This window comes from Flavitalea antarctica, assembly GCF_054461535.1.
The window spans coordinates 17,843-37,380 of sequence record NZ_JBTLQG010000006.1 but is presented as its reverse complement, the minus strand read 5'-3'; the positions used below and the strand labels follow the sequence as shown (position 1 = coordinate 37,380).

At 43.9% G+C, this 19,538-nt stretch carries 14 protein-coding genes; 3 read left to right on the top strand and 11 right to left on the bottom strand.

Annotated elements, in window-relative coordinates; translation table 11 throughout:
* Nucleotides 1–2: 2 nt before the first annotated feature.
* The 8 genes from ACX0G7_RS08115 to ACX0G7_RS08080 form a co-directional block, all read right to left on the bottom strand.
* Nucleotides 3–3,017, bottom strand: a complete 3,015-nt coding sequence (locus ACX0G7_RS08115; RefSeq protein WP_458922945.1) for a PAS domain-containing sensor histidine kinase — start codon at nucleotides 3,015–3,017, stop codon at nucleotides 3–5.
* A 20-nt stretch (nucleotides 3,018–3,037) separates the two neighbouring features.
* Nucleotides 3,038–3,487 carry a response regulator gene (locus ACX0G7_RS08110; RefSeq protein WP_458922944.1) on the bottom strand — a complete coding sequence of 150 codons (450 nt, stop codon included), beginning with the start codon at nucleotides 3,485–3,487 and terminating at the stop codon, nucleotides 3,038–3,040.
* Nucleotides 3,484–4,656: a sensor histidine kinase gene (locus ACX0G7_RS08105; RefSeq protein ID WP_458922943.1), complete on the bottom strand. Its 1,173-nt coding sequence runs from the start codon at nucleotides 4,654–4,656 to the stop codon at nucleotides 3,484–3,486. The genes ACX0G7_RS08110 and ACX0G7_RS08105 overlap by 4 nt, the downstream gene beginning before the upstream one ends.
* 417 nt (nucleotides 4,657–5,073) lie before the next feature.
* Complete coding sequence (locus ACX0G7_RS08100; RefSeq protein ID WP_458922942.1) at nucleotides 5,074–5,694, bottom strand: response regulator; 621 nt, start codon at nucleotides 5,692–5,694, stop codon at nucleotides 5,074–5,076.
* Between the two features lie 12 nt (nucleotides 5,695–5,706).
* Nucleotides 5,707–8,631 carry a PAS domain-containing sensor histidine kinase gene (locus ACX0G7_RS08095; protein WP_458922941.1) on the bottom strand — a complete coding sequence of 975 codons (2,925 nt, stop codon included), beginning with the start codon at nucleotides 8,629–8,631 and terminating at the stop codon, nucleotides 5,707–5,709.
* Between the two features lie 837 nt (nucleotides 8,632–9,468).
* Nucleotides 9,469–10,626, bottom strand: coding sequence for a GAF domain-containing sensor histidine kinase (locus tag ACX0G7_RS08090; protein WP_458922940.1), 1,158 nt, complete (start codon nucleotides 10,624–10,626; stop codon nucleotides 9,469–9,471).
* Nucleotides 10,627–10,848: 222 nt separating this feature from the next.
* Nucleotides 10,849–12,189 (bottom strand): metal-dependent hydrolase family protein, encoded by a 1,341-nt coding sequence (locus tag ACX0G7_RS08085; protein ID WP_458922939.1) that lies wholly within the window; start codon nucleotides 12,187–12,189, stop codon nucleotides 10,849–10,851.
* Between the two features lie 124 nt (nucleotides 12,190–12,313).
* Nucleotides 12,314–12,634 (bottom strand): hypothetical protein, encoded by a 321-nt coding sequence (locus ACX0G7_RS08080; RefSeq protein ID WP_458922938.1) that lies wholly within the window; start codon nucleotides 12,632–12,634, stop codon nucleotides 12,314–12,316.
* A gap of 310 nt (nucleotides 12,635–12,944) precedes the next feature.
* Between ACX0G7_RS08080 and ACX0G7_RS08075 the strand changes: the two genes are divergently transcribed.
* The 3 genes from ACX0G7_RS08075 to ACX0G7_RS08065 all read left to right on the top strand — a co-directional run bounded on the left by ACX0G7_RS08075 (nucleotide 12,945) and on the right by ACX0G7_RS08065 (nucleotide 14,419).
* Nucleotides 12,945–13,166, top strand: a complete 222-nt coding sequence (locus tag ACX0G7_RS08075; RefSeq protein WP_458922937.1) for a hypothetical protein — start codon at nucleotides 12,945–12,947, stop codon at nucleotides 13,164–13,166.
* 205 nt (nucleotides 13,167–13,371) lie between these two features.
* The gene (locus tag ACX0G7_RS08070; RefSeq protein WP_458923114.1) at nucleotides 13,372–13,797 is read left to right on the top strand and encodes a helix-turn-helix transcriptional regulator; all 426 of its coding nucleotides are present in this window, start codon (nucleotides 13,372–13,374) and stop codon (nucleotides 13,795–13,797) included.
* A gap of 88 nt (nucleotides 13,798–13,885) precedes the next feature.
* Nucleotides 13,886–14,419: a DUF4199 domain-containing protein gene (locus ACX0G7_RS08065; protein WP_458922936.1), complete on the top strand. Its 534-nt coding sequence runs from the start codon at nucleotides 13,886–13,888 to the stop codon at nucleotides 14,417–14,419.
* 29 nt (nucleotides 14,420–14,448) lie between these two features.
* Here the strand turns inward: ACX0G7_RS08065 and ACX0G7_RS08060 are convergent, their stop codons facing one another.
* From ACX0G7_RS08060 to ACX0G7_RS08050, 3 genes are read right to left on the bottom strand one after another with little or no spacing between them, the layout of a single operon-like run.
* Entirely contained in the window at nucleotides 14,449–15,174 is a 726-nt protein-coding gene (locus ACX0G7_RS08060) for a 4'-phosphopantetheinyl transferase family protein (RefSeq protein ID WP_458922935.1), read from the bottom strand.
* Nucleotides 15,174–17,585 carry a condensation domain-containing protein gene (locus ACX0G7_RS08055; RefSeq protein ID WP_458922934.1) on the bottom strand — a complete coding sequence of 804 codons (2,412 nt, stop codon included), beginning with the start codon at nucleotides 17,583–17,585 and terminating at the stop codon, nucleotides 15,174–15,176. The genes ACX0G7_RS08060 and ACX0G7_RS08055 overlap by 1 nt, the downstream gene beginning before the upstream one ends.
* Nucleotides 17,586–19,538: a condensation domain-containing protein gene (locus ACX0G7_RS08050; RefSeq protein ID WP_458922933.1), complete on the bottom strand. Its 1,953-nt coding sequence runs from the start codon at nucleotides 19,536–19,538 to the stop codon at nucleotides 17,586–17,588.

The window sequence follows — 19,538 nt, the reverse complement described above, 5'->3', positions numbered from 1 at the left end:
GTTTAATCGTTTAAAAAGGAGTACGGTTGATCAAGGGGAATCCATAAGTCCAATTCACATCCCTGCCCGGGTGCCGACGTGATGTCGACAATACCATTATAGGACTCTACGCGATTATAAATGTTCGTGAGCCCCACACCGGCTCGCTTTGCTTTGGTATTGAAACCAATGCCGTTATCCCGGATCTGAAGGCTTACCTTCCGGGTATCGTTCCTGATGGTTATTGATACATTCGTAGCTTCTGCATACTTGCTAATATTGTTCAATTGCTCCTGAACAATTCGGAAAAGAGTCAGCTTGATGCTTTCGTGTACAGCTCCCTCCTCAAGTTCTGCTGCATCGAACGCTACTATTTTTTCCATAGAAAGGCTTTCGATCAGGAAACGGATCGCTTCTGTGAATGAGTCTTCGTCGAAACGATGTGTCACCAATCTTTGGGAGAGCTTGCGGATCTCTTCAATTGCCATTGCGAGATAGTCATGGCTGCTTGTTATGATCTCTTTGGCGGTATCAGGATTGTCCAGGTAATGCTTTAATTGTAGTTTTACCGCTGATAAGATCTGGTTGATGTTGTCATGCAATTCACTTCCCAAAAAGTTTCGTTCTTTTTCCTGCACCTGCAAGGCAGCCTTCGTGATTTCTTTTTGCTGCTGTACCTTTTGCCGCATAATCTTTTCTTCCAGCCGTTTTCGTTCGGTGACGTCTGTTACCATAGCAAGGGCACCTTTGTAATTGCCGTTGTCATCAAGAATAGGGTTGGTAGATAAGTGCGCCCAGACAACAGTCCCTGACTTTGTTACAAACTGGTCTTCATACATATCAATTGTTATATCGATTCCTGTACTGAACATACCCTGGCCGGGTTTCTTACCTTTTTGTTTGACAAAAAAATGGGGCGGTTTCCCCATCATTTCTTCTTCCGTATATTCCATTATCCGGCACATTTTTGCATTGACAAAACGTGTCAGATTTTTTTCATCCAGCATCCAGATTCCTTCCTGTGCGGTTTCAACGATCTGCCGGAACTGTTTTTCGCTGGCTTCTATTTTTTTGCGCGACACCACCAGTTCAGTGACGTCATTCGCAAAAAAGAAAATACCCTCCACCTTTCCTTTATCGTTCCGGTAGGGTTGGTAAATAAAATTGATGTAGCAATCTTCCAGCCGGCCGGTACTGTTCCTGTCATGTTTTACCAGCATTTCTTGGCCCCTAAAGCAATCTCCGGTTTGAAAAGCCCGGTCCAGCAAATCAAAAAATCCCTGGCTTTCCAGTTCTGGAACAACGTCCCTGGCTGTTTTTCCAAGAATATCTTTCTTGCCCGTCAACTGCTGGTAAAAGGGATTCACCATCTCAAACCTGTGGTCAGCCCCTTTTAAAATAGCGATGGCGGACGGCGCCTGGTGGAAAACCTCGAAATACCGGAGCCTTTCGTTTTCCAGAGCCTTTTCCATTGCTTTTTTCTCTGTCGCATCTTTGGCAAGACTGAACATCAGTTGCTCTTTGTCATCCCACCTTGCAGACCAAAGTAGGGGAACGACGCTTCCGTTTTTATGAAGGAACCTGTTTTCAAACATCGTCACGGGCATACCGTTCAGAATTTTCTCAGCCACAGCGAGGGTGGCTTCTCTATCTTCTTTTATTGTCAGCTCGATGTATTTCTTTCCGATCAGTTCTTCTGGTTTATATCCCCAGACCTTTTCAGCAGCGGCGCTTACATTGATAAACCTTCCTTCTGCATCGGTGGAGCATATGACATCAACAGAAGAATCCATGATTGTTTTAAGCTCAGCCAATGCCTGTTGTAGGGATTCGGAAGTAAGGCGTTGTTTTTCTTCCGCTTTCTTTCTCTCGGAGATATCACGAATCACCATCGAAGTTCTGAGGGCGCCCTGGGCATCTGGAAAGACAAGCGAAGAAGCTTCACCCGGAAACTTACTGCCATCACCCCGGACAAACGTGATCTCACCCTTCGCCCTGCCTGTACGTTGCCGCTCCGCGAGTAAGATACGCAACCTTGGATCCGATAGGTCGACAATTCCAAACCGGCCTTTTTCGCAGATTTGTTTCTCGGTCATCCTGAAAATAGCACAAGCAGCAGGATTTGCCGCAAGGATATAACCGTCCGCTTCCGTCAATAAGATCGCGTCAAGGCTGTTCTCAAATATGGAACGATATTTTGCTTCATTTTCCAGAATCACCGTTTCGGCTTTCTTGCTGGCAGTGACGTCCTGGCTCGTGCCAATTAAGCGGACGGGGATTCCCCGGGCATTTTTTTCAACAAGCGCCACTGCTTTAATATAGCGGACCGACCCGTCGTGCCGGACAATCCGGAATACCGTATCAAGATTTTCAGTTGTTGCCAGGGCGTTTTGAAGTTCCCGGTGAACTCTTTCTTTATCATCCGGATGAATAAATTGCATCCATTCTTCGTAACTGCCATCAAAATCAGAAGCTGTGATATCGTAATGAGAAAAGAGTAAGTCGTCCGCAACGAATTTGCGCTTTTTAAAATTATATTCCCATATACCGATACGTGCCACTTGCGTGGCGAGCAAAAGTTTAGTGGATATTTCCAGTGAACGTTTTGTGGCCAGCGTTTCTTTTTGACGCACTTCATCAATGAATGCCTTTCGTTCCCGCTCGTGCCGGTACTTATCGATGGCATTTAAAACGGCATTCGGTAAGCGCTTCAGCCGGTCTTTTAATATATAATCATCGGCTCCTTCTCTTACCACACCCGCCGCTACCTCTTCCGACATTGTGGCCGTAATGAGGATAAAAGGAATGTGCAGCTTTTTTTGCTTTACAATCTTTAATGCTTCCAGGGAATTGAAAGCAGGAAGGGAGTGATCACAAAGGATCACATCGGGACAGAATTGTTCCAGCGCATCCAAATAAGCTTTCTCCGAGTCAATGATCAGGTGGTCGAAATCTATGATCTTTTTCAATTCCCTTGCGACCAACTCGGCATCGCTTTGAACATCTTCAAGATGAAGAATCTTATACTTTGAATTCATTTTCTTAGGATGATGGTTTTCTATTCGACGGGTGGCTGGTTTATAAGTACCCAATACAGGCCCAGTTCACTTACTGCCTTCGCGAAATCGTTAAATTCTACCGGCTTCACAACAAAGCTGTTAACACCCAACTCATAACTACGAATGATATCCTGCTCTTCTTTTGAAGACGTCATGATCACAACCGGTATGCGTTTCGTTTCGTTGTTTGCTTTGATTTGCCGCAGCACCTCGATGCCGTCCACTTTTGGCATTTTGATATCGAGCAGGATCACCTTAGGCATTTTTTTCTTTTCACGTCCTGTAAAAGGGCCTGTCGCAAAAATGAATTGCAGGGCCTCTTCTCCATCTTTGACGTGGATCAGATGATTGGCCAGGTTCACTTTGCGCAGTGCCCGGGTAATCAGTTCCGCATCGCTTAGATTATCTTCCACCAGCAGTATCTCTACTTCGTTTAAATGATTATTCATTGATTGATTTTTGGGACATTAAAATAAAACGTGGCACCCTGGTTCGGAGAAGCGTCTGCCCAAATCTCGCCGCCATGTTTGCTGATGATCCGTTTAACCAGGGCAAGCCCAAGTCCTGTTCCTTCAAATTCATCCTGCCGGTGAAGACGCTGAAATACGCCAAACAATTTGTTGGCGTATTTCATATCAAATCCGGCCCCGTTGTCTCTTACATAATAGACATGAAAACGTGGATCATCTATCGCGCCTATTTCTATCTGTGGTTTTTCTTTTTTTGATGAATATTTTATTGCATTCCCAAGCAGGTTAAACCAAACCTGCCTGAGCATAGTGACATCCCCGCTACAAGCAGGAAGTGCAGCGATGGTAATTTCATGGCCGCATTGTTCATTTGCCAGGTCCTCCAGGCAGCGTTGCACCAATCGGTTCATGTCTATGGATACATAGATAGTTTCCAGCCTCGCCATTTTGGAAAACGTCAGCAGGTCATCAATCAACTGCCCCATCATTTTTGTATTCGAAACAATATTGTCAATAATCCGGTTGCCTTCTGCATCCAGCTTCGATTCATAGTCTTCTTTCAGCATCATGGAATACCCGCTTACGGCACGCAGTGGCGTTCTCAGATCATGCGAAACGGAGTAGGAAAACGCCTCCAGTTCTTTGTTTACAATCTCCAGTTCACGGGTGCGCTGCCTTACTTTTTCTTCGAGTTGCTCGCGCAGAAGTCTGTTCTCTGCTTCCAGCATTTTTTGCGGTGTAACGTCGCGGGTTACTTTGGCAAAACCCTTTAAGCTTCGGTCAGGATTATACAATGCCGTTATGATGGTATTGGCATAAAAAGGATTTCCTTCCTTGTTATATTGCATTAGCTCTTCTTCACACCTTCCTTCTGCCCCCGCGGTCTTTAAACTAAGACTGGCGGTCGCTCCCTTCCCGGAATGCGTTGCGCGATAAAATACGTCGATATGTTCACCAATGATCTCAGGATAGGTATAGCCGTAAATATATTCGGCTCCGAGGTTCCAGCTCTGGATATGCCCCAGGGTATCGAGCCGGAGGATAGCGTAATCTTTAAATTCAAGCAACAAGGTCGAAAGATCTTCGGTTGCTTCAACTATTTTGTTTCCTCCACCGCAATAATTAGTTTGATCGTGTACCTGTGTCATTAATGGTATTTACTTTCTGTAGCCGTCAAATTTTATTTCATTTTTCTGAATGCGGAATGTCACTGATCAGCAACCATGAACCCCAGTTCGTTTATGCGGTCTGAAAACTGTCTTTCAGGGAAGGCCTGGCTAACGGGTGCAATCAAACGAAAAAGCTTGCTACTTTGTTTTTCGTGTTGCAAAGGAAATGCATTAAACTTAGAAGATATATAGTGCAAACACCTAAATGTTTGTCGTAGATGCGTCGGTTGTTGCTGTCATCGTTACACTACAAGGCATTAGGGAAACGATTAGAAGCGCTAAATGTTTTTAAGTAGCACTGGTGCTGTGCAGGAAACAATGTTTTAATACTATTGTAGTGCGTCGATGGGTTATAGTGAGCAAAAAATAAAAAAGAACTGAATATTCTTATGTTGATCAGATCAACTGGTGTGTGATAGCGTATTGAATGAGGTCCGCATTTGTTTTCATGTGCATTTTCTTCAGGATTCTTGCACGGTAGGTACTGATGGTTGTGGCACTCAAATGAAGCATGCACCCGACCTCTGAAACAGGTTTTCCGGCAGCAAGCAATTTCATGACTTCAAATTCCCGGTCCGATAGCTGCTCATGTGAAGGCTTTGATTGATCACCAAAATCCGCCAGTTTTTCGGCCACCAAAGCCGTGATATATTTCCGACCGCTTACGACGCGGCGAACGGCATTGATCAATTCTTCAGGAGCCATGTCTTTGTTCAGGTAGCCTGCGGCACCAGCTTTTAAAACCCGGATAGCATATTGCTCTTCTGGGTAGATGCTCAGTATCAGAACGGGCAGGCTAGGTGCCTGTTGCCTGATCTCGGGCAAAATATCCAGGGCATTTCTTCCCGGCATGGAAAGGTCGCTGATGACAATGTCCCAGCTTTCCCTGAGAATCTTTAGCATCAAGGCGGATGCATCACTCACTTCGGTGATCTCTGCGAAGGGAAATTCGTCATGTAAAATATCTTTCAGCCCTCGTCTGACAATTGAATGATCATCTGCAATTAAAATTCGCATAGAAAGCAATCGTTATTTAATGTTCAAAGGGACGCTTACCGTCAGTCTTGTTCCTTTCATAGGCTCACCGGAAAGATGATATTCACCATTAAGCATTTCAATCCTCTCCTTAATTCCCAGCAAACCTAACGACTTATTTTCGCCATGATTGTTGGGATGAAAGCCCTTTCCATCGTCCTGTACCTGTAGGAGAAGAAAACTATCTGCCAGGTGGAGTTTGCATGTAACATGAGATGCTTCCGCATGACGGGCGATATTGGTCAACGCTTCCTGCAATATCCGGAAAAAGCCAATAGAAATATCCGGGGGAAGAAACTGTTCCTCCAGGTTTGTTTCGAAGTCTACGTCAATGCCGGTTCGTTTGTAAAATTCGGTGTTTTGCCATCTGATGGCTTCGGCCAACCCCAGCTCATCCAGCATGGCGGGCCGCAATTGTGTTGCGAGTCTCCTGACTGTCTGAATCGTGCCGTTGATAAGATCAAGAGATGATTTGATCTTGGTTACGATGGCCTCCTCCTGGGTCGTAATTTTCTTTGCAATCCATGAAAGATCCAGTTTCAACGCAGTCAGGTGTTGTCCCAGTTCATCGTGAATCTCGCGTGAGATGTGTTTTCTTTCTTCTTCCCTGATATTCTGAAGATGGGTTGTCAGTTCCCTGAGTTGTTTATTTGTTTGCAATATGGCTTCTTCCGCTTTCGCCAGTTCTGTTATATCACGGGTGGACGCAAGGTAAACCGCCTTGCCTTCGTAAACAATTTCAGAAGCCTGTACCTCAAACAGCAGATCACCGCCATCTTTCTTTCGCAGGTACATGGACGCCTTGAGTTGTTTCTCTGCTGCCAATATTCTTGCAATTTCATCGGACTTATGCACTTCCCCGGGCCTTCTCAATTGTCTCATGTTCATTTTTTCCAACTCCGCTTTGCTGTAACCAAACTTTTCAATGAAAGCATTGTTCACCGCCACAAAATTCCGTTTCGGATATTCCAGTATAAACATGGGCAGGGGATTTTTCTCGAAAATAATCCGGTATTTCTGCTCCGAAAGCCGAAGCTCCTCTTCCGCCTTTTTTTTTTGCGTAATATCAAGCAGCGTTGAAATGGAACCTACATAATGATGGTTATCATAAATGGGTGTGGATTGTATGAGCGTGTGTATCACCTGGTCCCCCCGGGTAAAGCTCAGTTCATGCTGCCTTGAAATACCTCTTTTTCTTTCCTCGATATTCTGTAATGCTTTATCTCTATACTCTGGACCGATAAAATCCAATGCACTTTTCCCGATCATGTCCTCCCGGGTATGGCCAAGCAGAGAGGCAAGGTAAGGGTTCACATATGTTGTCAGGGCATTTTCGTCCACGTGCCAAATCCCTTCCTGCACGGTTTCCATGATACGCTCATATCGCTTCCTGGCTTCTTCCAATGATTGCTCGGCTCGCTTTTTCCCGGTGATATCTTGTAAGTACACAGAGAGCCCGTCGGGTGAAGGATACAATAAGGCTAAGAACCAGGCATGATATATGGGATTCCAGACTTCTATGCTCCTGGGCTGTTGCATTTCCATAACGTCGAAAAACTGCCGGTATACAGGCTCCTGCAGTTTTTCGGGAAATTCCGTCCATATATTTTTTCCTATCAATTCTTCAGGTAAGCGGCCAAGGATCTCGGCGGCTTTTTTATTGAGATAAGTATAGTTCCAGTATTTATCATAGGCTATGAAGGCATCTGTCACTCTTTCAAAAACATGTGTGAGTTCACTTGCTTTTCGTTGCACTCTTTGCTCCAGTTCCTCGTTCAGGCGCTGAAGTTTATTTTCCAACTGTTTGCGTGACGAAATATCTTTTCCGACAATAACATAACCTGTCAGGTCATTCGGCTCATCCTGGATCACTGAAATCGACACCAGCGCATAAACCCCGGTTCCGTTTTTATGAAGATGTTTTTCTTCACCCTGCCAATAAGACTCCTTGCCAGGTCTGTCCCTGATTTCAATAAGACGTTCCGCTGCATTTTCCCACCCCAGGAGACCACCGAGATCGTTCCCGATTGCTTCCCCGGCTGTATACCCATAGATAATTTCCGCTCCTTTGTTCCAGCTGATGATCCGGGAACTGAAGTCAATCGAGATGATTGCATCGTTCGTTTTGTTCACCAGGTCCGCCAGGTACAAAAGCTGCTTTTCCTTCTTTTCCTGCTCTGTCATGTCTCTGATAACTGCAACCGTACCGTTCATGTTTCCCTCTCCATCCTTCAACAATCCATAGGACACGTTGCAGGGAAAACGTTTGCCGTTCTTCCGGGAAAAAATGACTTTCCCTCTCCATTCTCCCTCCTGGAGATAGCGCTCCCGTTCCGCCTCTTCTGAAACGCCGGGATAAAAAGGGTGCAACAACAGCCTATATTGAACGCCGAGCACTTCGTGTTCCTCCCAACCAAAAATAGAAGCTGCATATCTGTTCCAACTGGTGATGCAGAAATCTTTATCCAAAGAAACCACCGCATCGGTGATGTGGCTGAAAAGCACGGAGTGAAACTGAAGTTCTTCCTTCGCCTTTTCAATGACGCTTGCGTTGGTGGCCGAAGTAATGATATACAGTCTTCCATCTTCCTGAAAGGCCTTCATATAAACTTCGACGTTGAAGGTGGTCCCATCTTTTCTCCTGAGGATGGTTGGTATAGTGGCTTGCTTCTCCTTGCTGTTTCGCATGCTTTCAAACGCAGCAGCCATCATCTCAAGGGTATATGCCGCATCGATATCCTGCAACCCCATCTGTAACAAATCTTCCCGTTTATAGCCCAATGATTCTACGGCCATATCGTTGCAATAAATAAATTTCATCAGCAAATGGTCGATTACAAAAACACTTGCCCCGGAATGGTCGGCTTTTTGTATTTGACTCAAAAAGGCTTCAGGAATATTATGATTCGAAAATGACATCCTGCATGTTAATTTTGAAAAGTGAGTTGAAAAAAAAAGAGTTCCTGTTTTAAGTAATAATTCAGAGATATAGATAGGAACATTTACCTGGTGCTAATAACAACACTTACCTGTTGCGACAGCCAAGTTAAATGTAGGAGAGTATTCCTGTCTGAACGATAACGGGCAGGACGCCAACACTCCCTTGAAAGAGAACGTATGGTCATGATTATCTTTTTGATAGAATACGGGATTGGTGGGAGTTCATAGGAAATAACTTAGAAATACTTGGATCAAATATTGACGTGAATATCAAGGTTGTCCTTTGCGGGATTAGTCATTTGCTTTATAGTCCCCTTACACGCTCTCCCTCTTTTTTGTCTGCGAAATCGAATAGAGCCCGATTACCCTCTCGACCAACCGTAGGATCAAACCATTATGATTACCAGACACAGGTGTCATTCCCACATTCTTCCTAAAGAAACGGTTGAAGTAAGAATTGTCCTGAGAGTTGAGGTCATTAGCAACCTCACTAACTGTTATCTCAGCAAATGCAGACTGTGTACTTGCCCTGGAGCTATGAAATAAATCTGGTAAGGCTGAACAGGATATTTATCGAAGTGACTGGTGTGTGAACCACTTGCTTTGGTAAACAACACGAGATGCTAAAAGGAATGGCGGTGCGGATGGTGAAGGTTTTGCGATACTAATACCTGTTTTGCCGAAGCAAAGGTACTTTGAATGTATGGCTTGCCCGTTGAACAGTTCGGGGGATTTATGGTACTTTTCGTGGATTTGCAGGCATTGGGCAATTTAGCTTCAGCATTCCGTAAATAAGCCAACACGCACAACACCTTTTTATTCTCTCCCATTCAAAGGGATTACGGCGGTCAGTTCGGAACCTCTGCCTATATATCCCCCAATGTCCATTGTTCCGTTCAGACCGTCTATACGAGACAATATCTGGTTAAAACCGGTTCCTTTTTGAAATGATTTCAAATCAATTCCCACACCATTATCCCTGATACAAATACTCGCATTCTGAAACACATTCATGATCACCGTTACCTGCGTAGCCTTTGAGTGTTGTTTTACGTTTTTTAGCTGCTCCTCAACAATACGGTATATGGTAATAGAGGTTTCTGGATTAAAGTCATCATGCCCCTCATAATACAAGGTGGTTTTTATTTGGGTTTGATCAGAGAATTGGTCGAGCAGAGTTTGCAAAATATCTTTTAACTCAAAGGTCTTCATCGTTGTTGGCAAAATTGCCTTGGAAAGGTTGCTTACCTGATCTATCAAGTCATGCAGATTTGCTTTGCTTTTCCTGATCCATTCATCTTTTGATTCATCAGAACCTTCTGCCAGATCAAGGTAAAATCTTGTGGCAGCCAGGCTTTGGGCAATGTTTTCGTGTAGCTCCGTGCTGATGAAACTACGCTCCACCTCGTGATCCTTCATGGTTTTTTGCAGGAGCAGCTTTTCCATTTGAATGTATTCTTCGGACCGTTGCTTTAAAACCTTGTTTTTTAACCGAAGATCAAGCAGCTTTGACACATGGCCGGACAGTATAGAAAGTATTTTTATTTGTTCAGGATCTAATTCCCTGGGCTGATTATCAATCACACATACTGTTCCAAGATTGTAACCATTCCCTGAAACAATGGGTGCACCGGCATAAAAACGGATTCCATTTTCGCAGTCAACAAACGGGTTTTTAACGAACCGCTCATCGAGGCTTGTATCATTGACAATCATTACATTTTTGCCAAGAATGGTATGGGCGCAAATCCCGTCTTCCCGTTTAGTTGTCTTAAAATTAATGTTCTTGCCCGACTTGATCCATTGTCGATCTTCATCAATGAAAGTAATGGCAGCGATGGGGCACTGGCAAATATGCGTTGCTACTTCCAGGAGGTTATTGAAGTCCTCTTCTTCCTCGGAATCCAATATATCGTAGGAATACAGGTCGTGTAATCGCAAGTCTTCATTTGGCGGAATTAGTTGTATTCGCATTGAGGGCGGATTTTTCCGTGAGAAAAATCTCACGAATAGACAAAGTTAGACTGTAAAATGAACTTTCAGGCTTAATTTCAAATGAGATATTGTAAGTAGGGTGTTATTGCCTATATCCTCTAAGAACATACCTTTAGCTGTGAGGCCTGCGCTTCTGCAATCACTATTCCCGCCCCGGCAATTCCGGTGAAAGCAATGTTGATAACATTTCCAAAGCTTCCCCTATGGATCTTTCAATACATTTTTATATACCTGGCCGTCTTTTATGATAAGCATAAAATTTTTATCCGGGTCTGCAATGAGCGAAAGATCTTTAAGCGGGTTGCCGTCCACTAAAATTAAGTCTGCCAACGCACCCTCCTCAACTATCCCCAACTTTCCAGGATACGGACTTCGTAAACCCGATAACTGCAAAAGCTGTCCATTATTATAAGTTACGATCTTCAAAATTTCAGCATTCGTAAACCACTTCTGCAAACGCAGGATATAATTATTCTGTTGATCATTCAAAGCTGGATCAAATAGAAAGTCGGTACCCCAGGCTAACTTCACTTTTAAACGTTTCGCCATTGGCCAGATTTTTTCCTGGGCCTCAATAACCGGTTTTCGCTTTTCCCGTCTTAGTGGGTCCATCGCAGGCGAATCCTCTTCCAAATTCTGGAGGCTCAACCAAATGTTCTTTTGTGACATCAACTGTAATGTTTTTTCATCTAACAGCTGACCGTGTTCTATGCATTTTACGCCGGCGTCAATTGCCCGTTTCACTGCCCTGGGTGTGTAGGCATGTACGGTTACATAGGTTCCCCAATCTTCTGCCGCTTCCACAGCCGCCTTCATTTCATCCAGGGTATACTGCGTAACATCCACTGGATCATAACTGGAGGACGTTCCCCCACCTGCCATCACTTTTATCTGGCTCGCACCAAACCGAAGATTTTCACGTACCGCTGTTAACACTTCGTCCCTTCCATCGGCAATAATAGTTGCATTGTACTTTTCCGCCTTTGAAGCTTCCCCAAAAAACCTCCGGGATCGTTCGGCTGGTGTCCTAAAATCTCCGTGTCCGGCGGTCTGGCTGATGGTTGCACCTGATGGCCAGATTCTCGGCCCCTTTATTGTTCCGGCGTCAATAGCAGCCTTTAACGGAAATATAGGGCCACCAACATCTCTTACGCTGGTAAAGCCCCGCATTAACATTTTTTCTGATGAAACGGCCACTTTATCCATCAATGTCTTTTCAGAAAAATCAGGAGACATCATATCCTGCTTAGTTAATGAGCCAAATGCCATGTGCACGTGGACGTCAATCAACCCTGGCATAAGTGTCCGGCCTCCACCTTCAATTCTTAAAACACCAGCATCTACCGGAATAGGGGCGGTACTTATTTTTTTTATCGTCTTCCCCGAAATCAAAACATTATGGGGCTGTGTAATTGTTTGCGAGCGGCCATTGAAGATCCTGACGTTTTGCAATATTATTTGTGAATCTTTTGTTTGTTGCGCAACAACTGGAGTACTCAAACATCCCCAGATTACAATGGCGGAAGTTATCAGTATATGCATAGTCATTTGATTTAAATTTTTAGTCTATATGCATTGGGCCAGTATGAACAAATGGCTTAGTAACATCAAATAACACATGACAGTTTAAAGCAACAGTAATACGATTATCGACGAGGTTTTCTGGTCATAGAAAAAACAGCACTTGAATCATTTTTAAAAGCCCACCGGCAAACGAAAAAATTACACCGTAAATAAAATAATTCAAGGTTTTTCTATAAAATTTGTTGGCATGATCCCGATCATACTCATTATCCAAAATACGGTATAAGGCTACGACCAGTAGCGATATCCCAATAAGAATGGGTAAGATAATAAGCAATGCTAAAAGAGTGTTTTTCCTGTCCAGCCTTACCACTTCACTTGCAAAATTTAAAACAAAACCCAGGATAATGCCTGCCGCAGTAACAAGTGGTTGTCTGAATTTATAGAGTTGATCGTTTTCCATGGTCTTACATAATTTAAGTACAGGATATTCTTAATCCCTTTGCTTTCGTTGAGATGGCGTTTATCATCCGGATTCTAACGATTATCGGAGGAAAAATTCCGAACCTGATGGCATATACTCAGACTCAGAAGTTGCCATTTCTTGTTGGGGCAGATGTATGTCCGGCAACTTTGACTCCATCTGATAAAAGAGTCTCAATCACAAACCGCTCTATAAATGTGTGATTTCATAGTTTGCTATTGATTTCATCCTGACAAGAAGTCTAAATCTTGTAGTAAACAAAATCGCCGGTCTGAAACCCGGTCTTCAAATGCGTAAATTAACATTCCCCGGATTTCAAAAAGGCATTGCGCGGAATCGAAAAGTCAACAACCGAAATTATTTTTGGTTTAAGAAAGTCTATCTTTCTTCAAAAAGGCACTGGAAAAAGGTGCGACCCGATGTTACAAACGATATGGTGACAGCGAAAAAGGTAACAGTTGATGAAAAAAGCACGAGTTCATCTGGCACAGTAAGCAGTTATACTGCTTAGGATAAATGTGAGGAAGTGGTTGCTGAAGGATTTATATAACCGTGTCAACTACCCATGCAATTTCCCATGTTCAGCAGATATTGCTGACTGAGGTTCCGGCAATCGCCGGGCGCTGGGCTATGTCTTAAAATAATTCTGCCGGCAATTTCTTATTTTGCTACCAATGGTCAGGAAACGTTTTCTGTGGATTACAATGTACGGCTTGGTGTTAGCCTTGCTGGCAGGCCTGATGACCTGGGCCAAATACCGGTTTTTGCTGGTTGACCATGTGTATGAGATCTACGGACTTATTATCGCGATGGTATTTGTGGGGCTGGGTATCTGGATGGGACTTCGGCTCTCGCGACCCAAAACGATAGTAAAACAAGAGATCGTAGTAAAAGAAGTGTTGGTGCCTACCCAAGTAACATCACCGCCAGATCCAGGGATGTTACAGGAATTGAATGTCAGTGAGCGGGAGCTGGAGGTACTGCAGTGCCTGGCCCGGGGGCTGAGCAATGAGGAAATTGCCGGGCAGCTATTCATATCGCTTAATACTGTGAAAACGCATCTTTCCAATCTTTACTTTAAACTTGATGTGAAACGTCGCACCCAGGCCGTACAAAAGGCCCGCTCGCTGGGCATAATCTAATCATACTTATGGGGGATTTTCAGCTAAATCACCCATAAGTATGAGCCCCGTCACACCGATTACCTGCATTTTTGTACAAAATAAAACAATGAAAAAAACAATTACCGTTTTCGGTCTCATTGCAGGAGGTATCCTGTCGGTGTTCCTCTTTGCATCAGCGCCATTTATGAAACACGTCGATGCCGATTCGATGACTACATCGATGTTTATCAATTACACGGTGCAACTTCTTACTTTTAGCCTGATCTTTTTTGCTGTGCGGCAGTACCGGGAAAATTACAATAACGGAGCTATTTCCTTTGCCCGGGCTTTCAAAATAGGCCTTTGGATCTCCCTCATTGGTTCGGCATTTTACGTTGTTACCTGGGCAATTATCTACAATTTTGTCGTGCCGGATTTTATGGATACGATGTGCGCGGCACAAGTGGAGTCGGCCATAAAGAACGGCGCAAGCGCAAGTGAAATTGCGGCGATCCGGCAACAAATAGCCGATGGAAAGGAAATGTACAGCACCTGGTATGGCTTTGCCGCCATCACAATGCTCGAGATCTTTCCTACCGGCCTGCTTGTGTCGCTGGTGTCTGCATTGATACTTAGAAGGAACCGAAAAGAAGCAGATTAACGCTATGTGAAAAAGCGATTGGTATTCTGCTAATCCGTACGCCAGTTCCAAAGTTTTACATGTTCAACAAAACCCTCAATTACTAAACATCCAACGAAGTTTGCACCCGGAAACAGTGAATAAACGGACCATTTCGAAACTTCTTCCGGATCCCAATCGGTCGCCAGCAATGCTGCAGGTTTGTCCGGTTCCAATGACACTTCAAATTTATCCAGGGGAAACGAAAGTCCCTCACCGACTGCCTTTATAAAAGCTTCCTTCCGTGTCCAACAATTAAAAAAACCGAGAGCCTGCTGATTACCAGGTAATGCAAGTAGCTTCCTGATTTCATTCGTCGAAAAAAAATTCCTGGCAATGTCCCGGACTTCAATATCCGGGTTCACAAATTCGACATCAACGCCAATATTAAATCGTTTTGAGAATGCGAAGAGTGCTATGTTTTGTGAATGGGAAATATTAAAATGCAAGGTATTGTTGTTTGCGATACCGGGTTTGCCGAACTTACTGTACTGAAAGGAAAATTCCGCCGGGTTTATTGCTAAATATTTGCCGATCAATAAGCGCAGAATCCCGCGCGCAGCGATAAAATTCCGGCTGTCTTTGGCAAAACGGAATTTTTGTGCCCGGTTTTTTTCATCGGGGGATAGAAGTGTCAGCAATGAGGTTTTGGTGCGTTCATCAATTTCCAGGTCCGCGCGCCAAACATGAACTTCATCTTCGCTTAAAATCAAATTGTGCGGCGTATCTAACCACATTACTTATTCGCTTTATCAAGACATTGCTGTAACTGATCCGCGAGCTGTCGCACTTCAGGCTCATCGAATAAATTGCGATGATGTCCATCTACCACATAAGTGTCGACACCATTCAGAGCGAGATCATTCCATTTACTGAACTTTTCATTTTTGCGATCATTCGAAAGAAAGGGCGCACTCCGGATCAAAGTAATCTTGACGGGAAGCGGTTTCCAGACATAAGCTGCACTGATTGAATTGAGGGCTTCCATCTTTTTCTGAACCTGGATCGTTTCCCTGTCGCTCATCAAAGAATCCCATTTTGTTTTTATTGGTTCTTTAACCCGGGTCATCCAGATTGTCCTGATAAAACTAAAATCCATTGCTCTCGCCCTGTTCAGGATTCCATGAAGCCGATCAATGTTTGTTCGCTTGGGAACCTTCAACGGAGGCGAAGAATCTATCATCGCGATAACTGAAACCGAATCCCCGGCCTGTTGTAGCTGTCTGACCATTTCCCAGCAAATAGAGATACTGAAACAATAGGCGAGGAGTGAGTATGGACCATTCGGTTGGACCTTGCGAATCTCTGCCAGGTAATGAGATGCTGTCGATTCAATATCCTGGGCCGCCTGCGTCACATCGTCTACGCCAAGCCGTTGTAAGGCGTATACTGGTTGGTCGGCCCCTAAATGCTTAGCCAGGTCTTTGTAGAAAAATACGTGACCCCCACCTGCGTGCAAACAAAAAATTGGCGGTTTAGATCCGCTTGCACGCAAAGGGACGAGCGATGAAAATTTAGCTTCTCCACTTTCTTCGGCTATAAATTTTGAGAGCGCTTCGACCGTTCTGTGGTTAAGCAGACTGATAGGCTGTAATTTTTTCTGGAACCGCTTTTCAATTTCTGTAAAAAGCCTGATTGCCGTTATCGAAGTTCCGCCCAGATCAAAAAAGTCTTCGTTGACACCAATAGGGTGGATGTTCAACATGTTTTCCCAAACACTTACTAACATGAGCTCCGCCTCATTTCTTGGAGCAAGATATCTGCGGGCAGCAGTTTTATAAGTGTGTTCAGGATGTCCGGGCGTTATGTCTGACCCTACCGGTGATAAGAAATTTTTTATCTCCCTTAAAGAACCCGATTTGTTTTGGATGATGGCTGCAAACAACCTTGATAGATTGCTGAGGAACCAACTGATTTGTTGTTCGGAAATAACGGAAGAATCATACTTAAGATAAGCTTTGATCTCATTGAGCGGACTCACGGCTAACGTGAGTGGATAGTTGCTGGTAAGGCCGCTTTCGAAACTTTCGATAGAGACGCCACCGCCCCGAATATTTTCCAAAGGCATATTTTCAAAAACAACCACGCTGTCGAACAGCAATGTGCCACTTGCTGAACTGCCTGAATCCAAAATCTCGTTCAGGTTGGTATATTCAAAACCTCTTATTTGCGCCTGTTGCGATTGCAGGGACTTTAACCAATCCTGAAATTTGTCATGATCATCCAACGTGATGCGCAAAGGCAGAACGTTCATAAACATTCCCGCCATCAGTGCAGCGTTTGGCAAATCTATAGAACGTCCGGAAACGATTGTGCCGAATGCAATGTCGTCATGTTCTACGTACCCACTTAACAGGATAGCCCAGATCCCTTGAATCAGCGTGTTTAAGGTTATTTGATTTTTTTGAGAGAACTCCCTTAGTTTTTGGCTATCCTCTTGCGAGAGTTTAAGAGATTTGGTTTGAAAATTATTAACCAAACTTTTTTGAGACTGTTTCCGAAGTCCAACCAGGGTCGGTCTTCCAAAGCCTTTCAGGACTTCGGTCCAAAAAGTTTTTGATTTTGACTGATCCTGGTTTTTCACCCAATGTAAATAGGATCTATAAGAAGGAACCGCGGGTAAGCCGGCTGCCTGTTCACCTGAACAATATGCATCATAAAATGCCAGGAGGTCTTGCAGGATAATGGAGGCCGACCAACCATCTACCAGGATATGATGACAATCCCAAAGCAAGATGTGTTTATCCACAGACAACCTGATCAGAAAAATTCGCAAAACAGGTGCTTTGGTTAAGTCTAATGCTTCTGCTCCGTCGGAACCTGTTAGTTCGTCAATTTTTGCTTCTTGAGCAGGCGCTGAATGTCCCGACAAGTCATGAACGACAAACGGAAGCAAAACTTCCTTGTGGACCACCTGCGCAGGTTTTTCCAGGTTTTCCCAATGCACAGAGGTCCGCAAAACTTCGTGTCTTTGAATAGTCTGCCGCCAGGCATCCTGAAAAGCTTCAACATCTATTTTCCCTTTCAGCACACATTTTACGCGTAACAATCCCTGGTCATCGCCTTCCTGTAAACTGTGAAAAAGCAAGGCCTGCTGAAGAAAATTCAGCGGGTATATGGCTTCAACTTTTGCTTTTTTTACCTCCATTTAATTAAACTGATTTAACAAAGTATCGAAATCATCCTGGCTCAGGTCCGCTTCCGGGAAATCCGAAGGAGAATATTGACTCGTTTCCTGGCCCGAGCAATGTTCAATCAATTGCCGAAGTGCGTTTTCAAAAAGGCCGATCAAATGTTGAATGGTGTCGGGTTTATGAAACTGTTCGCTAAAACTAAAATGGAAACCCAAACGCCCGTCCGCGATGTATGCGTTGATTTCCAATAAGTGATGTCGTTCGCTCTCCGGCGAGCGAACCCCTTGTGCGATGAAGTTGCCTTTGCCTAAGACATCGGAATCATAGGATTTTTGAGTCCCCAAAAAGTTGAAAATAACGGGCGGCTTTTGGTTTAATTCGTCCGTCTTTTTCAGATAACGCAGTACCCCAAATCCTATCCCTTCATTAGGAATGCTGCGCAATTTTTCCTTGACTGAAATTATGCTTGATTTTAGGTCTGTCCCATTTTCAATTTTCAGTGAAACAGGAAAATAGGTGGTGAACCAACCGACACTATTCGTGAGGTCAATTTGATTGTATACCCGACCGTGTTTTTCCAATCCCAAACAAAGACTTTTGATATTGGACCATTTTTCGAAACCCAACATCAAAGCCGCGATTAACAGCTCTTCAGTCTTTGTATGATAAGCCTCGTTTGATTTTCTGAGCAAATTTTCCGTGGCAGCCGGATCAATTTCGAGCCACAGGGTTCTGATACTGTTTTCATGTATCGGCAAATGAGAATCAATATCAGTCGGAATTGTTTCCGAAGAATTTTGCTCTTTCCAAAATTCAAGTTCATCGTCAAATTCGCCGGATTTCGAAAGCTCAACCAATTTATTCCCCCATCTATGATAAGAAGTTGTCTTTGGAGATAAAACAATTTTTTCGCCCCGGATCAGTTGCCGATAGATCGCTTCCAGATCCGATACCAGAATTTGCCAGGAAATATTATCAACTACTAAATGATGCGCGATCAGGAGCAGTCTATGCTGGTTTCCCTGCCCGCCTTTGAAAAACAATGACTGAAAAAGCCCGGATTTAGAAATATCCAGCTTAGTTTGTAATTCTATTGATTTTGCTTCGATCGCAGTTTCCATTTCATCGGTTGCAACACCGGTAAGATCGATCGAAGTAAATGGATTGACTTCTGCATGTCCGGTGATATATGCATTCCAGCTTCCTTCGGTTTTTGCAAAACGCAGCCGCAAAGCATCGTGATGTTCAACCAGGTATTCGATGCTATTCTTAGCTATATCAGTACTAAAATTTTCGGGAACATCAAACATCATCGCCTGGTTCCAATGGTGCGGAGCGTTTTTATGTTCTTCGAAAAACCAATGTTGTATTGGCAATAAAGGAACATTTCCAACAATTTTTTCTTCCCTTATATTTTTGTTTTCCGTTTTAGCAAATAAAGCCAATTCAGAAATTGTCTGATTTTCGAACATTTGATTTGGTGCGAGAAATATCCCTTTCTGCCTTGCTTTTGCGACGATTTGGATGCTAAGGATCGAATCTCCCCCGATCTCAAAAAAATTATCCTGAACCCCGATGGGACGAAAGCCCAGGACTTCTTCCCATATTTCCACCAGTTGTATTTCAACTTCTGTCTTTGCGGCAGATACACCTTTTTTCGTAGATGAAGATTCTTCATCTACCGGCAAACTCAGTGCATTCAGGTCAATCTTCCCATTTGGTAATCGGGGCAGTTCATCTAGCTGAACGAATTTAGCCGGTATCATATATTCGGGCAGCTTGTCTTTCAGGCCCTGGCGCAGTTCGTTTGCTTCGATAGGTCCGTCCGCAACCAGATAGGCAGCTATACTTTGCGTTACATTGTTTTGTCCGCTCGTCTTCGTTGTATTATCAGCCCCAATTTGCCTGGCCAGCAAAAGCATTTGCTGCCTGGAAAGCCGGTTAATTCTTTGTTGTAAATCACTCAT

Excerpts from the sequence above, each read along its gene's own strand:
- ACX0G7_RS08115 (WP_458922945.1), bottom strand. The coding sequence starts at position 3,017 with ATGAATTCAAAGTATAAGATTCTTCATCTTGAAGATGTTCAAAGCGAT.
- ACX0G7_RS08110 (WP_458922944.1), bottom strand. The coding sequence starts at position 3,487 with ATGAATAATCATTTAAACGAAGTAGAGATACTGCTGGTGGAAGATAAT.
- ACX0G7_RS08105 (WP_458922943.1), bottom strand. The coding sequence starts at position 4,656 with ATGACACAGGTACACGATCAAACTAATTATTGCGGTGGAGGAAACAAA.
- ACX0G7_RS08100 (WP_458922942.1), bottom strand. The coding sequence starts at position 5,694 with ATGCGAATTTTAATTGCAGATGATCATTCAATTGTCAGACGAGGGCTG.
- ACX0G7_RS08095 (WP_458922941.1), bottom strand. The coding sequence starts at position 8,631 with ATGTCATTTTCGAATCATAATATTCCTGAAGCCTTTTTGAGTCAAATA.
- ACX0G7_RS08090 (WP_458922940.1), bottom strand. The coding sequence starts at position 10,626 with ATGCGAATACAACTAATTCCGCCAAATGAAGACTTGCGATTACACGAC.
- ACX0G7_RS08085 (WP_458922939.1), bottom strand. The coding sequence starts at position 12,189 with ATGCATATACTGATAACTTCCGCCATTGTAATCTGGGGATGTTTGAGT.
- ACX0G7_RS08080 (WP_458922938.1), bottom strand. The coding sequence starts at position 12,634 with ATGGAAAACGATCAACTCTATAAATTCAGACAACCACTTGTTACTGCG.
- ACX0G7_RS08075 (WP_458922937.1), top strand. The coding sequence starts at position 12,945 with ATGCGTAAATTAACATTCCCCGGATTTCAAAAAGGCATTGCGCGGAAT.
- ACX0G7_RS08065 (WP_458922936.1), top strand. The coding sequence starts at position 13,886 with ATGAAAAAAACAATTACCGTTTTCGGTCTCATTGCAGGAGGTATCCTG.
- ACX0G7_RS08060 (WP_458922935.1), bottom strand. The coding sequence starts at position 15,174 with ATGTGGTTAGATACGCCGCACAATTTGATTTTAAGCGAAGATGAAGTT.
- ACX0G7_RS08055 (WP_458922934.1), bottom strand. The coding sequence starts at position 17,585 with ATGGAGGTAAAAAAAGCAAAAGTTGAAGCCATATACCCGCTGAATTTT.
- ACX0G7_RS08050 (WP_458922933.1), bottom strand. The coding sequence starts at position 19,538 with ATGAGTGATTTACAACAAAGAATTAACCGGCTTTCCAGGCAGCAAATG.